The following is a 15,399-nucleotide window of genomic DNA, read 5'->3' as shown; positions in this document are numbered from 1 at the left end:
TCCCCACCGCGGCGGCACGGCGTCAATATGCCCTTCTGCTGGCGGGTGCGCCGTGCACTACCGCCCGGACCTCGTCGTCGATCCCGCTGGCCGCGGCGAAGAGCATCTCGTCGCCGGCCTGCAGCGCCTCGGTCGCCCGCGGCAGGATCACCCGGTCACCGCGCTGCACCGCGACCAGCGCGGCGCCCTCGGGCAGCACGATGTCACAAACCTGCCTACCGATCAGCGGGTTGTCGTCGGGCAGGGTCAGCTTTGTCAGGCTGGCCTGGCCGCGCCGCAAGCCCATCAACGGGACCAGGTGGCCGACATCGATGGCGCCCTCCACCGCGGCGACCATCGCCCGCGGGGTGGAGACCGCCACGTCGATGCCCCACTCTTCGGTGAACAGCGGTTCGTTGCGGGCGTTGTTGACCCGGGCCACCACCCGGGCCACCCCGAACTCGGCCTTGGCCAGCAACGCGGTGGCCAGGTTGGCCTTGTCATCACCGGTGGCAGCGATCACCACATCACAGATCTCGATGCCGCATTCCCGCAGCGCGCTCAGCTCGCAGGCATCGGCGAGCAACCACTCGGCTTCCGGGACGGTGTGGGGCTGGTAGTGCGCCGGATTGCGCTCAATCAGCAGCACCCGGTGGCCGTCGCCGATCAGTTCTCGTGCGACGGATCGCCCCACCGCGCCGGCGCCGGCGATCCCGATGCGCATGATGGCTCCCCTCGTCCCCTGCCGCTCCGGGCGTAACACGGTCGTGACAGCGCTACTGATTTACTGACAGATAACACGAACCCGCCGACTTTGAGCGAATCATATGGACGGGTCCGACCGCCACCAACAGCCCGAACGGGGATCAGATGAGCCTGGAACAGCTCTACCTGGCTCTGTTGATCGGGGGCTTGGTTCTGCTTGCCAGCATCATCGCCACCCGCGCGGCGGATCGAGTCGGGCTGCCCAGCCTGTTGCTGTTCCTGCTGGTCGGGGTGGTGATCGGTAATGACGGGCTGGGTCTGGATTTCTCCGACGTGCAACTGGCCAGTGACCTGGGCACCACCGCGCTGGCGGTGATCCTGGTCGAAGGTGGTTTGACCACCCGTTTCGCCAACATCCGCCGATTGCTGGCGCCGGCTGCGGTGCTGGCCACCGTCGGTGTCGTGGTCAGCATGGCGGTCATCGCGGTGGCCGCGCATCTGCTGCTGGGCATCAGTTGGCAACTGGCGTTCCTGCTGGGGGCGATCGTCTCGCCCACCGACGCCGCGGCGGTGTTCTCCATCTTGCGGGTGCTGCCGCTGCCGCGGCGGGTGGCCGGCCTGCTGGAAGCGGAGTCCGGTTTCAACGACGCGCCGGCCGCGATCGTTGTCCTGATGCTGAGCACCACGCCGCTGGTGATCGACCCGGCCCACGCCATCGGCGGGGTGTTTTATGAATTGATAGCGGGCTCGGCGATCGGCCTGGTCGTCGGGCTGCTCGGTGCGATGATGCTGCGTCGGGCGGCCTTGCCGGCATCCGGGCTGTACCCCTTGGCGACGTTCGGGCTGGCGATGGTGGCGTTCGCGGCGGCGGCGTCGTTGCACGCCAGCGGGTTTATCGCCGCCTACCTGTCGGGTGTGGTGTTGGCCAACTCCGGCCTGCCGCATCGCGCGGCCATCCGCTCGTTCGCCGAGGGGCTGGGCTGGCTGGCGCAGATCGGGCTGTTCGTGTTGCTGGGCTTGTTGGTGAGCCCGAGCCAGTTGTCCGGAGAACTGATCCCGGCGCTGATCATCGGGGCGGTACTGCTGCTGTTGAGCCGGCCGTTGTCGGTGGTGGCGTCGCTGATCTGGTTCAAAGTGCCCTGGCGTGAACAGATCTTCCTCTCGTGGGCGGGGCTGCGTGGCGCGGTTCCGATCGTGCTCGCGACCTTCCCGATCGTCGAGGGCGTCCCGGACAGCTACCGACTGCTCAACATCGTGTTCATCCTGGTGGTGGTCTACACCGTGGTGCAGGGCCCCAGCCTGGGTCTGTTCGCGCACTGGTTGCGACTGATCCCGCGTGACGCCACCCGCGAGATCCAGGTTGAGGCGGCGCCTCTGGATGTCTTGGAGGCCGAACTGCTGACGATGACGGTGCAGCCGGGGTCGAAGCTGCACAACGTCTCGGTGCTGGAGCTGCGACTGCCCGATCCGAGCGTGATCACCCTGATCATCCGCAAAGGCGACACCTTCGTGCCCCAGCCCGACACCCGGATCACCGTCGGCGACGAGCTGCTGATCGTCACCACCAGCAAGACCCGTCTGTCGGCCGAACGCCGCCTGCGGGCGGTCAGCCGGCGCGGCAAGCTGGCCCACTGGTTCGACGAGTACGGCGACTCGGAGTAACCCGCTGGCGTTGACTCTGCGCGTACCAGGCAAAAATGCGAGTGGCATGCCTGGTGAGCGCAGAGTCAACGGGAGAAGGCGAGCAGCGGGATCGCCATCTCAGCCGGGGTGAGCCCGCCGTGGAAGCCCACCAGTTGCGCCGTCTGCGGCGGCTCGTGTTCGGTCGCCAGGACCGCGGTGCCGCCGGTACAGGTCACGACAATGTCGCCGATGCGCGCCAGATGCCCTTCTCGCACGGGCCCGAATACCCCAGCGGCAACGGCCTGTTCGCGGGTTTGCACCATGGCCCGCCCGGCCAGGCGTTCGGTCCAGGTCGCCAGCACGTCGGCTGTGGCGCCGGGCTCGGTGTGCAGGTAGCGCACCCGCGGCTCGCCGGCCACCACTCGGATTCCGGCGCGCAACACCGGGTCGGCGTCGAGGTCGACGCGGGCCTCCTCGGGCACGTTGAGCCCGCCGTGGTCCGCGGTGACCAGCAACGCCGTGTCTGCTGGCAGTTCCTCGAGGAGATGCCGCAGCAGCGCATCGACTTTGGCGGCGGCGGCGTGCCAGTGCTCCGAGCCGATCCCCGACACGTGCGCGGCGTGGTCGAGTGCTGCGGTGTAGCCGTAGACCAGGCCCGGGGAGGCCAGCTCCGCGACCACCCGCTGGGCGTAGGGCTCTCCCTTGGCCACCGGGCAAAAGTCCGCGCCTCGGTAGGCCGACTCGGTCAGCCCACTGCCGACGAACATCTCCGGCAGCACGGCGCGGGCAGCCACGCCGGCGTCGCGCAGCCGCTCGAACCAGGTGGGCACCGGCTGCCAGAGCGCCGGCGGCGGCTCCTCACCCCAGAAGATGTGTGTGAGCACCTGATCGGTTCCGGGAACATTGACGGTGAAACCCAGCACGCCGTGCTCGCCCGGCGGCACGCCCGTGCCCAGGGAGACCAAGCTGGTGGGCGTGGTGGAGGGGAACGTACAAGACAGTTCGGTCAGTTGGCCGATGGTGCCGGCCAGCACCGAGGCCAGCAGGGGTGCGTCCTGCGTCAGTTGCGGCAACAGGTGATAGCCCAACCCGTCAACCAGCACCACCGCCACCCGCTGCACGTCACCGACGCGCTCGCGCAGACCGAGCGGGTCGCTCGCGCCCGCAACTCCCAGCAGCGCGGCAGCGGACGGCAGGATGTCGCAGATCGAACCGGGCACCGGTTCAGCCTGCCATCGATCGTCGCGGCGCTGCAGCCCAGGCGCTAGCCGACGCCGTCGCCCTCGGCTTTCGGCAGATCCGCCCCGGGCTTGGCGGCGCTGGTGTTCGACTTGGTCTTGGCGTTATTGGCGCCCGGGGCACCTGAGCCGTTACCGCCGCCGCCCGAACCGCCGCCGCCGTTGCCGCCACCGGGCATGCTGAACTTCGGGAAGCTGGTGGGATTGTTGGAGTTTTCGGAGTTTCCGGCTTGATGCTCGCCGTTTCCGGGATTCGGTGTGGTGTCGCCGGGGGCGCCCGAGTTGGTGTCGGAGGGATCGCCCGGATTGGACTCAGCGGGCGTGCCCGCGGTGGCCGGCTCTGGAATAAGTTGCCCTGGCTCGCCGTGCAACACCTGGTCGAGCTGGGCCAGCGGGTCCTGCAGAACTCCGGAGGCGTCCAGATCCAGTGAGCCCGCGGGAAGGTCGGCAATATCGACTGGGTCGGGCCCGGCGCTCGCCGCGCCGATCACCGTGTCGAGTAAGTCCTCGAAGTCGGCGTGCGCCGCCGGTGCAACCAGCAGGCAGAATCCGGCGAACACCATCGTGGCCGTCGTGCGGGCAGCCGCCCGCTGCAGTCGGCCTAAAGCGCCACCTCGGGGACCGCTCATCCGCCCAGACCTTCCTCAATAAACCTCGCCCGGCGATGCTCCGCTCGGGCGAAGACGAACGTAGCCGTTTCTCGCTCAATTAGGCGACCCCAAGGCCCTGCGAATAACAATGTTCAAAGACCGTTCACTTTCCGTCACCGCGCCAGTCACCAGACCTAGGAAGCACGGCGTTTTCCCTGGTCGAGCCCGAAATTGAGACCGGCGCCACAATGGCCAGGTCCGAACCCACGGCGAATAATTCGGCTTTCCACATAAAAGCGCCCGCGGCTCCTATCTTTTATTGAAGTTCAGCCACCTTCGGGGCAAAAAAATCATTGCGATCGATAATTCGCGGCAACGACACTCAGGGCGGCCATGCGGCGAACCGACCCTGCGTCGACGGCCAGCGGGTTAGCGTTCGTGAGGTGGACACACCCCCCATCGATCTCGGCTCCTGGATCTCCCGGCGGGCGGCGGCGACGCCGAACCTCCCCGCCATCACCTACGGCGAAATCACTTGGACTTACCGAGATTTCGCGAATCGGATCGACAGGCTGGCAGCCGAATTGGCCGCCGGGGGTATGCAGCGCGGGGATCGGGTCGGCTATGCAGGCCTGAATCACCCGGACTTTCTGGTCACCCTGTTCGCCGCCGCGCGCATCGGCGCCTCGTTCGTGCCCCTGAACTGGCGACTGACCGCCGACGAGCTCGGCTACATCCTGGCCAATGCGCAGGTACACACTCTGATCACCGACGCCGAGCGCGCCGCGGTGATCGATCCGGTGCGCGGGCAGGCCGGGCTGCGCCGGGTGATCGCGCTGGCGCCGGTCCCGGGCTGGGAGGTGCTCGACGAACTGCTGTCCAAGCGGGCACCACTGACCGACCCAGTGTTCGCCGAGCCCGATGACATCGCCGTGATCATGTACACCTCCGGTACCACCGGACACCCCAAGGGCGCCATGCTCACTCACGCAAACCTGTTCTGGAACAACATCAATGCCCTACTGACATTCGACACCAGTCAGAACGACGTGTCGCTGGTCTGTGCGCCGCTGTTTCACATCGGTGGGCTCAACGTCACCACCCTGCTGACCCTGCAGAAGGGCGGCCGGATCGTGCTGATGCCCACCTTCGATCCAGCCGAAGCCCTGCGACTTCTGGCCGAAGAACGGATCACCACCATGTTCGGCGTGCCGGCGATGTTCTTGTTCATGAGCCAGCGGCCGGAGTTCGCCGACACCGACCTGTCCAGCGTGCGCAGCTTCGTCTGCGGTGGCGCACCCGTGCCCGAGCCACTGATCCACCGCTACGCCGAGCGCGGCATCCCGTTCGCACAGGGCTACGGGCTCACCGAAACCGCCCCGCTCGCCTTGGTGCTGCGCACCGACGAGGTGAGCGTAAAGCTCGGCGCCGCGGGCAACCAGGTACTGCCGCTCTCGGATGTGCGGCTTGTCGATCTCGAGAACCAGCCGGTGCCCGCCGGCACACGCGGGGAAATCTGCGTGCGAGGACCGCAGGTGATGGCCGGCTACTGGCGCAATCCCGAGGCCACCGCGGCGGTGATCGACGCCGAGGGGTGGTTTCACACCGGCGATATCGGCCAGGCCGACGACGAGGGCTACGTGTGGGTGCTCGACCGCGTGAAAGACATGGTGATCTCCGGCGGCGAGAACGTCTATCCGGCCGAGGTCGAAGACGTGCTCTACGGACACCCGGCCGTCGCAGAAGTGGCGGTGCTGGGCACCCCGCACGAGAAGTGGGGCGAGGCGGTGACGGCCGTGGTGGTACTACGGCCCGGCGCAACGTTAGAGCTCGATGAGCTGCGCGACCACGCCAGGGACAAGCTCGCGGCGTTCAAGCTGCCGATCCGACTGGAGTTCGTCGACGCCCTGCCGCGAACGCAGTCCGGAAAAGTAGTGAAGTACCAGCTACGCGACGTGCTGACGGACCGACCAGACCGACAGTGACCTCACAGGTATTGGGCAGATGGTGCGCAGTGAACCCACAGTGGACTGCAGCCTTTGTTAAGTTACGGTAAATTTCGGATCGCAGACCCCTAAATCTGGTTCGGCGCTATGGCCGCGACCGCTGCACCGAGAGGCACCTGAATGTCGCGCCAGCGCAAATCCGTTGCATCCCAACGCCGTCACCGCACCCTGGCAGCGGGTGCCGTACTGGCATTGGGGCTGAGCCCGTTGGGTTTCGCGCCGACCGCCAGCGCCGATCTGGAAGATCTGTTCGACCCGAGCTTCTGGTTGGACCCGACCAGCTGGTTCGATCCGGGCGATGTCGGCAGCGCGGTGTTCGATCCCGATGCCCTGGGCCTCGGGGATCTGTCGACCTGGTTCGACGGTGTGGGAGCGGCTGACTTCAGCTTCTCGGCGTTCAGTTTCGATGACTTCACGCAGAGCATCTACCTGGATCTGCACGCCGGCATGCAGGACTGGATGTCCAGCTCATTCGGGCAGCAGCTGGGCGACCTGATCAATCCGCTGTTCGCCTCCGACTCCGTATGCGGGCTGATCTGCAACGGCCTGGCCGGTACCGAGGACGACCCGACCGGCGGCGGCGGTGGCTGGCTGTTCGGCGACGGCGGCGCGGGCTATGACTCCGAGGTGGCCGGACTGGCCGGCGGAAACGGCGGTGCGGCCGGGCTGTTCGGCAATGGTGGCGCCGGCGGTATCGGCGGCGCCGGAGCCGACGGTGGTGACGGCGGCACCAGCGGAACCCTGATCGGTATCGGCGGTGCCGGCGGCGACGGTGGCGCGGGCCTGTTCGGCGGTAACGGTGGCGACGGTGGCGACGGCGGCGGCGCGGCCGGAAAGTGGTTCTCGTTCGGCGGCATCGGCGGAAATGGTGGGGCCGGCGGCGATGACGTGGACGGCACCGGCGGTAACGGCGGCCACGGTGGCAACGGCGGTTCCCTGACCGTCGTGGGCGCTGCCCCCGAAAGCGGTGTCAAGCACAGCGGAGCCTATCTCTTCAAGATCGGCGGCGAAGGCGGCAACGGTGGGGCCGGCGGTACCGGGCTGACCGGTGGAGCCGGCGGCAACGGCGGCAACGGCGGCTTCTCGACATCTCAGGTGACTGGGGTCGTCGGCAGCTCCGGCGGACAGGGCGGCGCCGGCGGCGACGGCGACACTGGGGGTGCAGGCGGAAACGGCGGTATGGGTGGCGGCGCCACCTCGGTTTTCGGCCTGACTGGCGGTAGCGGCGGCCTCGGCGGCGCCGGCGGCGCCAGCGACGGCGACCAGGCCACCGGCGGAGCCGGCGGCACCGGTGGTCAAGGCGGTACCGTCGTCGCGATCTTCGGCGGCAGCGGCGGTGCGGCCGGCGACGGCGGTGCCGGTGGAGCCGCAACCGGCGACGACAGCACCGCGGGTGCGGGCGGCACAGGCGGCGCCGGCGGCATTGCCATGATGACGATCTCCAGTGGCACAGGTGGCGCTGGTGGAATCGGTGGTGTCGGCGGCGCGGTCTCCGGCGTCGGCAGCGTCGCCGGCGCAGGTGGCGCCGGCGGCACCGGTGGACTTGGCAGCATCCTCGTTGACGGCCACGCCGGCGCGGGCGGCACCGGCGGAGCCGGCGGCGCCAGCACCGGTGCCGGTGGCATCGCGGGCAACGGAGGCGACGGCGGCAGTGCCGGTTCGCTGGGCACGCTCGCCAGTTCGCCCGATCAGGTCGGTGCGGCCATCACCCAGCTCGCCGCCCTCACCGGCAAGTCCGCTGAGGAACTGCAGGCCCAACTGGACAAGCTCGAGGGGCTGGCCGGGAATCCGCTGACTAACTTGATCTCGACCAGCAGCATTTTCGGCGGCAACGGCGCTGACGGCGGTGCCGGCGGAGCCGGAGGCATGGCCAGTGGTGCCGGCGGCCTCGCCGGTGACGGTGGCCATGGTGGCGACGGCAGCAGCGGTGGCATGTTGGGTGGCTCCGGCACAACCGGTAGTGGTGGCGCCGGCGGTAACGGTGGCGACGCCAGCGGCACTGACGCCCTCGCCGGCAATGGTGGAACGGGCGGAGATGGAGCATCGTCCTCTCTGATCGGTGGCAACGGCGGCGTCGGCGGCGTCGGCGGTACCGGTGGTGACGGCACCGACGGAGCGCTTGCCGGTTACGGCGGTAGCGGTGGATCCGGCGGAGCCGGTAGCCCGTTCAGCGGCAGCGGTGGTGCGGGCGGTGCCGGGGGTGCCGGGGGCACCAGCGGTGGCGGTGTCGCCGGCCAGGGCGGCGCCGGGGGTGTCGGCGGCACCGGCTTGGGCGGCCTGTTCAACAGCTTCAAAAACTTCCCCGAAACTCCAGACACGTCGCCCAGCGGCGGTGCTGCCGGTGGTGGCGGCGGCGGTGGCGGTGGCGCCGGAAATGCTGGCAACGGCGGTGACGGCGGCGTCGGCGGCGCGGGCGGCATGGCCAACGGCGGCCAGGGCGGGACCGGCGGCGCCGGAGTCAACGGCGGCACCGGTGGCGCTGGCGGCACCGGCGCTGCGGGCAGCGGCAGCAACTACGTATCCGGTGGCCTCGCCGGCGGCACCGGCGGCAACGGTGGCGCCGGCATCGGTGCGGGCAGCACCGGCGGCAACGGCGGCACCGGCGGCGGCAGCACCACCGTGCAGGGCGGCAACGGTGGCAACGGGGGCACCGGGCTGGATGGCGGCAAGGGCGGCAACGGCGGTACCGGCGGCAATGCCGGCACGAGCGGCGCTATCCACACCACGCCGGGTGACGACTCGACCGACGCCACCACCCAGCTCGGCGGCACCGGCGGTGCCGGCGGCCGGGGCGGCGACGGCGGCACCGGCACCGCGGCTGCCAACGGCGGCGACGGCGGCGCCGGCGGCAACGGCGGTAAGGGCGGAGACGCCACCGAGACCGGCCCCGGCGGCAACGGCGGAGCGGGCGGCACCGGTGGTACCGGCGGCCAGATCGGCCCGAACGGCGACGGTAGCGGCGGCGTCGGAGGCAACGGAGCCAATGGCGGTGCGGAAGGCGAGGCTGGTCAGGCCGGCGGGACCGGCGGCAACGGTGGCGCCGACGGAACCCCGGGCGCGCCCGGGACACCCAGCGCGAGTTCCGACAGCGCAAGCTGACCTGATCCAAGCCACCCCCCGGGTGGCAGGATGAACGAATGGCAACCGGTAGCACCGCGCCCTTCGACCCGATCGATCCGCTGAGCCTGGACACCTTGCTCTCCGACGACGAGATCGCGCTGCGCGACACCGTCGCCAAGTTCTGCGCCGAGCACGTCATGCCGCACATCGCCGAGTGGTTCGAGATCGGCGACCTGCCGGCCCGCGAACTGGCCCGGGAATTCGGCAAGCTTGGGTTGCTGGGCATGCACCTGGACGGCTACGGCTGCGGCGGGGCGTCGGCCGTGCATTACGGATTGGCCTGTGTGGAGTTGGAGGCCGCCGACTCCGGCCTGCGCTCGCTGGTGTCGGTGCAGGGCTCGCTGGCGATGTATTCGATCTACAACAACGGTTCCGAAGAGCAGAAGCAGCAGTGGCTGCCGGGTATGGCCGCCGGCGAGCTGATCGGTTGTTTCGGGCTGACCGAGCCCGACGTCGGCTCCGATCCGGCCGCCATGACCACCCGGGCCAAGCGTGACGGATCCGACTGGGTTCTCAATGGCCGCAAGATGTGGATCACCAACGGCTCCATCGCCGACGTCGCGGTGGTGTGGGCGGCCACCGACGACGGCGTCCGCGGTTTCATCGTGCCCACCAACACCCCCGGGTTCAGCGCCAACACCATCCACCACAAGCTGTCGCTGCGCGCCTCGATCACCAGTGAACTGGTGCTCGACGACGTGCGTCTGCCCGCCGAGGCCATGCTGCCCAAAGCTCGTGGCGTCAAGGGCGCATTGGCCAGTCTGTCCGAAGCGCGTTACGGAATCATTTGGGGCGCAATGGGTGCAGCCCGCTCAGCCTGGCAAGCGGCCCGCGACTACGCCACCCAGCGCACTCAGTTCGGCAAACCCATCGCCGGTTTCCAGCTCACCCAGGCCAAGCTCGTCGACATGGCTCTCGAACTGCACAAGGGACAATTGCTGTCCCTGCACCTGGGCCGGCTCAAAGACAGCGCCGGACTGCGCCCCGAGCAGGTCAGCTTCGGCAAGCTCAACAACACCCGCACCGCGTTGGAGATCTGCCGAACCGCCCGAACCATCCTGGGCGGCAACGGGATATCGCTGGAATACCCGGTGATTCGGCACATGGTCAACCTGGAGTCGGTGCTGACGTACGAGGGCACCCCCGAAATGCATCAACTGGTGCTCGGCCAGGCCTTCACCGGCCTCGGCGCCTTCCGCTGAGACGGGCGAGCTGTCGCCGCGATCACGAACCGGATGGACCTGGAACCGACGAGCGGCACCCGATTAGCGCGCCTAAGACCATTGGCGCGCATTCATCAACGACCAGCCAGGACCGAGGCCCGACGACGACTCGATAATTCTCACATGGCAGTGTTGTGAAAATGACGAGTCGCGAGGTTCTTGGGCAACAGGCGGCGGCCTTCCTGGCGCTGCACCAACCGGGCAATCCGGTGATCCTGCCAACCGTGTGGGACGTGTGGTCGGCGAAGCTGGCCGTCGGCGCCGGATTCGCCGCGCTGACCATCGGCAGCAAGCCGGTCGCCGAATCGCTGGGCAAGACCGACGGCGAGGGTATGTCGTTCGCCGAGGTCTTGGACCGCGCACGCCAGATCACCGCCGCCGTCGACGTGCCGGTGTCGCTCGACATCGAGTCCGGCTACGCCCAGTCGCCCGCCAGCCTGGTCGACGGCCTGCTGGAAGCCGGTGTGGTCGGGTGCAACATCGAGGACTCGGTGCACAGCGAAGACAAGCGGCTGCGGTCGTCGGCCGAGCATGCCGAGTACGTGGCCGCGCTGCGGACAGCCGCCGACGCCGCAGGCCCACACCTGGTGATCAACGCCCGCACCGACCTGTTCCTGCGCAAAGACGGTGACGACGCCGACCGCATCGACCGGGCCATCGCGCGGCTGACCGAATGCGCGCACGCGGGAGCCGACGTACTCTACCCGGTCGGTTTCCATGACGCAGCGACCCTGCGCATCCTGGCCGAAGCCTTGCCGAAGCCGGTCAACGCGCTCGCCGCGCCCGACACCGCCGACCCCGCCTCCTTCGGTCCGCTCGGCATCGCGCGGATCAGCTTCGGACCGCTGCTGCAGGCCGCCCTGGGCAAGCACGCCGGGGAGGTCCTGGCCCGCTGGGCCTGAGCGCAGCCTTCCCGTACCGTCGACACCGAATTTGACACCTGTTAAGTTCGTCGTCGTGGACAACATTCGCGGTAAGACCATTGCCATCACCGGCGCCGCTCGTGGTATCGGGCTGGCCACCGCCACTGCCCTGCTGGCGCGTGGCGCTCGAGTCGTCATCGGCGACCGTGACGTCGCGGTTCTCGACAAGGCGGTGAAGCAGCTGAGCCCGGGCGGTCAGGTCACTGGCCACCCGCTGGATGTCACCGACCGCGAATCGTTCTCGACGTTCCTGGACAAGGCCCGTGCCGACGGCGACGGCCACATCGACGTGCTGATCAACAATGCCGGTGTCATGCCGGTCGGGCCGTTCCTCGACCAGTCACCCGAATCCATCCGCTCGGCGACCGAGGTCAACTTCTACGGCGTGCTCAACGGCTGCCAGCTGGTCCTCCCGGAGATGATCAAGCGGCGCAGCGGCCACATCATCAACATCGCCTCGCTGGCCGGCGTCGTGGCCGTACCCGGTCAAGTGCTCTACGCCGGAACCAAATTCGCCGTCGTCGGCCTGACCACCGCGATGTCCGATGAGTTCGCACCGCAGGGCGTCAACGTCTCAGCCGTGCTACCCACCTTCACCAACACCGAATTGATCTCGGGCACAACGCCGTCGGCAGCCCAGAAGCCGGTCGAACCCGAGGACATCGCCGCCGGGGTGGTCAAGGTGCTCGACAAGCCCAAGACACTGGTCTCGGTGCCCAGCTTTGGACGTCGCGTGTCGGTCCTGGCGAGCCTGCTCCCCGATCGGGGCCGTCGCTGGCTGAACAAGAAGACGCACAACGACACGGTGTTCCTGCAGTTCGACACTGCCGCCCGCAAGGCCTACGAGGACCGCGCGCAGCACGCCACCGGCGTCGTCGAAGGCGACTGAGCGCCCCGGGATCACTCCCAGAGTGATCCCGGGCTTCTGCCTATCCCAGCGCCTGATCCAGGTCGGCGATGAGGTCGTCGGTGCCTTCCAGCCCGACGGAGATCCGCACCACCCCGTCGCCGAGTCCGATCGCGGCGCGACCGTCGGGCCCCATAGCCCGGTGGGTGGTAGTGGCCGGATGGGTGATCAACGACTTCGCGTCCCCGAGGTTGTTGGAGATGTCGATCAGTTTCAGTTTGTCCAACAGCTCGAATGCCCGCTGCTTGGCGCCACTTTGGGGCCCGTCGAGTTCGAAGGTGATGACGGTGCCGCCGCCGGACATCTGTTTGCGCGCCAAATCGTATTGCGGGTGCGACGCCAAGAAGGGGTAGCGAACCCAACTCACCGCCGGGTGCTGCTCCAGGAACTCCGCGATCCGCAGCGCCGCGGAATTTGCGTAGTCAACCCGAATCGCCAGCGTTTCAAGGCCTTTCAACAAGATCCACGCGTTGAAGGCGCTCAGCGCAGGTCCAGTGTGCCGCATCAGGGTCTGCACCGGGCCGTCGATGTACTCCTGGTCGCCCAGGATCGCCCCGCCCAGGACGCGGCCTTGCCCGTCGAGGTGCTTGGTGCCGGAGTACACCACCACATCCACCCCGAGCGGTAGCCCCTGCTGCAGCAGCGGGGTGGCGAACACGTTGTCCAGCACCACTTTCGCGCCGGCGGCGTGCGCCAGCTCGGTGACCGCGGCGATGTCCACCAGCGACTGCATCGGGTTGGACGGTGTCTCGAAGAACACCGCATTGGTGGGTACCGATAGGGCCTGCTCCCACTGCGCCAGGTCCTCGCCGTCGACAAACACGGTTTCCACGCCCCAGCGAGGCAGGATCTCGTTGCAGATCACGAAGCAGGATCCGAACAGACTGCGCGCGGCCACCAGACGATCGCCGGCCTTCAACAGCGCGCCGAGTGCCACGAACACCGCCGCCATGCCGCTGGCCGTGGCGAACGCCGCCGGCGCCCCTTCGATCAGGCGCAGTCGTTCCTCGAACATCGACACCGTCGGGTTGCCGTAGCGCGAGTAGACGAACCGGTCGACCTCGCCGGTAAACGCCTGTTCCGCGGCGGCCGCCGAATCGTAGACGTATCCGGAGGTCAGAAACAGCCCCTCGGCGGTCTCCTCGAACTGGGTGCGCAGCAGGCCGCCGCGCACCCCGATGGTGGCCGCACTGACACCGTCCGGCAGCGGTTTGGGGACGCGGACCGACGGTTCAGCGAGGCTCGACGAAGGAGAGCCGACGCTGGGACCGGCGCATCTACCCGAGCGGGCCGGTTGCGAATCGCTCATGACTGCGTCCAGGGCAGGCCGACGGCCCGCCAGCCGGTGCCACCCCGGTGAGCGTGCTCGTCGAGATGGCCCTCGAAACCATCCAGCACGTTGTAGGACGGCGTCAGACCCAGCGCGGTACCGGCTTCGGCGGCCCCGATGGAGCGGTTGCCGGAGCGGCACAGGAAGATCGCCGGCCCGCCGGCGACGCGCGCCGCCAGTTCACGGGCGAAGTCGTGGTTGGGAGTTCCGTCGGAGTGAACCCACTCGATGCAGACCAGTTCGCGGCCCAGCCCGGAGACGTCGGGCAGTCCGACGAAACGCCATTCGGCGTCGGTGCGCACGTCGATGAGCGTCGCCGCCGAGTCATCGCGCAATATCGCCCAGGCCTGCTCAGGTGTGATATCTCCTGCGTAGCTCACCTGCGGAAGTCTCGCACCTGAACCAGGTTCACGCCACGGCGGGTCACGGCCAGAGCTTGCCCAGAACGGTCGCCACCTGCGCCGCACGGTCACGGGCAATCGTGACGTCTGGCCCGGTGGCGAGCGCCAAGCCGAGCCGCCGACGCGGGTGCCCCTCGTGGTGGGAGAACACCACCACATCACTTTCAGTCACGCTGAGTGCATCGGCGACCACCGCCACGCTGTCCGGAGTGGTCTCGACGGCGGTGCCGACGGGACGGCGCGAGTAGATCAGCCGGGCCGCCCCGGGCGAGACCATGATGGTGTCGGTCGCCAGCCCGAGGATCCCGCGCGCCTGCAGCTCGAACCCCGAGAGCCGCTGGGTGCGCAACGTCAGCAGGTTGGCGTCATACGGGCGCACATTGACCCCGGCGAAATACACCTCGTCGCCGTATACCAGTAGCTCCACCCCGAACAGGCCGCGACCACCGAGTGCGCGAGCGACCCGCGCGGCGATCGACTTGGCCGCATCCAGCGCCACCGCGCTCATCGGGTGTGGTTGCCAAAACTCCACCGACAGTTGCCCGTTCGGCTCCTCGACGCTGCGGTGGCCGATGGGTGCGCAGAAGTCCAACGCCGGCCCGTCCGGGCCATCGCGATGGACGGCCAGCAGGGTGACCTCACTATCGACCTCCACCACGGTCTCGGCCAGCACCCGCGGCGGCGTCTCCGACGCGCCGGCCGCCACCGCGCGCTGCCACGCGGGCTCGATGTCGCTGTCGCGGACCATCACCGAACGGCCCTCGCCGAGCGAACCGCCCACCGGTTTGACCAACATCGGGTAACCGGCCCGTTGGGCCACCTCCCGCAGTTCCGCGACCGAGCCGGCGAACCAGAACGGTGCGGTGGGCAGCCCCAGCTCCTCGGAGGCCAGCCGCCGCATGCCCTCGGGGTCTGCGGCCAACCGGGCGCCGCGGATGCCGGGCACTAGCTGGGTGAAGCCGGTGTCGGCAGCGGCAGTCAACGCGTCGGTCGCCACCACCTCGGAGGCAACCACCACGAATTTCGGCTGCAACCACCGGATGGCCGCCGCCAATTCGTCGTTGTCACCGAGATCGACCACCACCGAGCGATCAACAATGCCGTGCAACGCGGTGTCGGCGTAGCGATCGAGGGCGATCACCTCGGCGCCGAGTCGCTGCAGCGCCGTCACCAGCTCGCGGCTGAGATCACCGGACCCGAGCAACGCGACCCGGGTACGGCTGGGTCCGTCGACGGGCAACCGCTCGGTCGCCAACTCACCCACCTCGCCGTTCACCGCCCCACCCTCCCCGTGCCACGGCAATGTTGCATGCTGCTCCAGGATAGGGGGAAAGCGGATGGAGGTGCAGCGACG

The 15,399-nt window shown here is 68.6% G+C and carries 12 protein-coding genes; 6 read left to right on the top strand and 6 right to left on the bottom strand.

All coding sequences use genetic code 11. The features are described 5' to 3' along the window. Nucleotides 1-22: 22 nt before the first annotated feature. On the bottom strand, nt 23-703 hold the full coding sequence (locus MJO54_RS01950; protein WP_046285816.1) for a potassium channel family protein: 681 nt from the start codon (nt 701-703) through the stop codon (nt 23-25). Between the two features lie 146 nt (nt 704-849). Between MJO54_RS01950 and MJO54_RS01945 the strand changes: the two genes are divergently transcribed. Then, nucleotides 850-2,346, top strand: a complete 1,497-nt coding sequence (locus MJO54_RS01945) for a potassium/proton antiporter (RefSeq protein WP_046285817.1) — start codon at nt 850-852, stop codon at nt 2,344-2,346. Nucleotides 2,347-2,411: 65 nt separating this feature from the next. Here MJO54_RS01945 and MJO54_RS01940 read toward each other — a convergent pair whose 3' ends face one another. Beyond that, nucleotides 2,412-3,527 carry an alkaline phosphatase family protein gene (locus MJO54_RS01940; RefSeq protein WP_240175551.1) on the bottom strand — a complete coding sequence of 372 codons (1,116 nt, stop codon included), beginning with the start codon at nt 3,525-3,527 and terminating at the stop codon, nt 2,412-2,414. Nucleotides 3,528-3,571: 44 nt separating this feature from the next. Next, nucleotides 3,572-4,174: a hypothetical protein gene (locus MJO54_RS01935; protein WP_240175550.1), complete on the bottom strand. Its 603-nt coding sequence runs from the start codon at nt 4,172-4,174 to the stop codon at nt 3,572-3,574. A 404-nt stretch (nt 4,175-4,578) separates the two neighbouring features. Here MJO54_RS01935 and MJO54_RS01930 point away from each other — a divergent pair, with 404 nt between their 5' ends. The 5 genes from MJO54_RS01930 to MJO54_RS01910 all read left to right on the top strand — a co-directional run bounded on the left by MJO54_RS01930 (nt 4,579) and on the right by MJO54_RS01910 (nt 12,296). Next, nucleotides 4,579-6,120: an acyl-CoA synthetase gene (locus MJO54_RS01930; protein WP_240175549.1), complete on the top strand. Its 1,542-nt coding sequence runs from the start codon at nt 4,579-4,581 to the stop codon at nt 6,118-6,120. A 141-nt stretch (nt 6,121-6,261) separates the two neighbouring features. Beyond that, nucleotides 6,262-9,240, top strand: coding sequence for a PGRS repeat-containing protein (locus MJO54_RS01925; protein ID WP_065152044.1), 2,979 nt, complete (start codon nt 6,262-6,264; stop codon nt 9,238-9,240). A gap of 38 nt (nt 9,241-9,278) precedes the next feature. Beyond that, nucleotides 9,279-10,463, top strand: coding sequence for an acyl-CoA dehydrogenase family protein (locus tag MJO54_RS01920; protein WP_046286345.1), 1,185 nt, complete (start codon nt 9,279-9,281; stop codon nt 10,461-10,463). A gap of 161 nt (nt 10,464-10,624) precedes the next feature. After that, complete coding sequence (locus MJO54_RS01915; protein WP_240175548.1) at nt 10,625-11,386, top strand: isocitrate lyase/PEP mutase family protein; 762 nt, start codon at nt 10,625-10,627, stop codon at nt 11,384-11,386. Between the two features lie 55 nt (nt 11,387-11,441). After that, entirely contained in the window at nt 11,442-12,296 is an 855-nt protein-coding gene (locus MJO54_RS01910; protein ID WP_046286343.1) for an SDR family oxidoreductase, read from the top strand. 40 nt (nt 12,297-12,336) lie between these two features. Here the strand turns inward: MJO54_RS01910 and MJO54_RS01905 are convergent, their stop codons facing one another. Genes MJO54_RS01905 through purT form a run of 3 tightly spaced genes read right to left on the bottom strand, consistent with a single transcriptional unit; the run spans nt 12,337 to nt 15,321 of the window. Beyond that, nucleotides 12,337-13,635, bottom strand: coding sequence for an O-succinylhomoserine sulfhydrylase (locus MJO54_RS01905; RefSeq protein ID WP_082108421.1), 1,299 nt, complete (start codon nt 13,633-13,635; stop codon nt 12,337-12,339). Next, complete coding sequence (locus tag MJO54_RS01900; RefSeq protein WP_046286342.1) at nt 13,620-14,024, bottom strand: rhodanese-like domain-containing protein; 405 nt, start codon at nt 14,022-14,024, stop codon at nt 13,620-13,622. The genes MJO54_RS01905 and MJO54_RS01900 overlap by 16 nt, the downstream gene beginning before the upstream one ends. A gap of 43 nt (nt 14,025-14,067) precedes the next feature. Continuing rightward, a complete protein-coding gene (gene purT, locus MJO54_RS01895; protein ID WP_240175547.1) occupies nt 14,068-15,321 on the bottom strand; it encodes a formate-dependent phosphoribosylglycinamide formyltransferase in 1,254 nt (417 codons plus the stop codon). Nucleotides 15,322-15,399 lie beyond the last annotated feature (78 nt).

This window comes from Mycolicibacter virginiensis, assembly GCF_022374935.2.
Taxonomy (GTDB): Bacteria; Actinomycetota; Actinomycetes; order Mycobacteriales; family Mycobacteriaceae; genus Mycobacterium; species Mycobacterium virginiense.
This window is presented reverse-complemented; position numbering and strand designations above follow the sequence as displayed.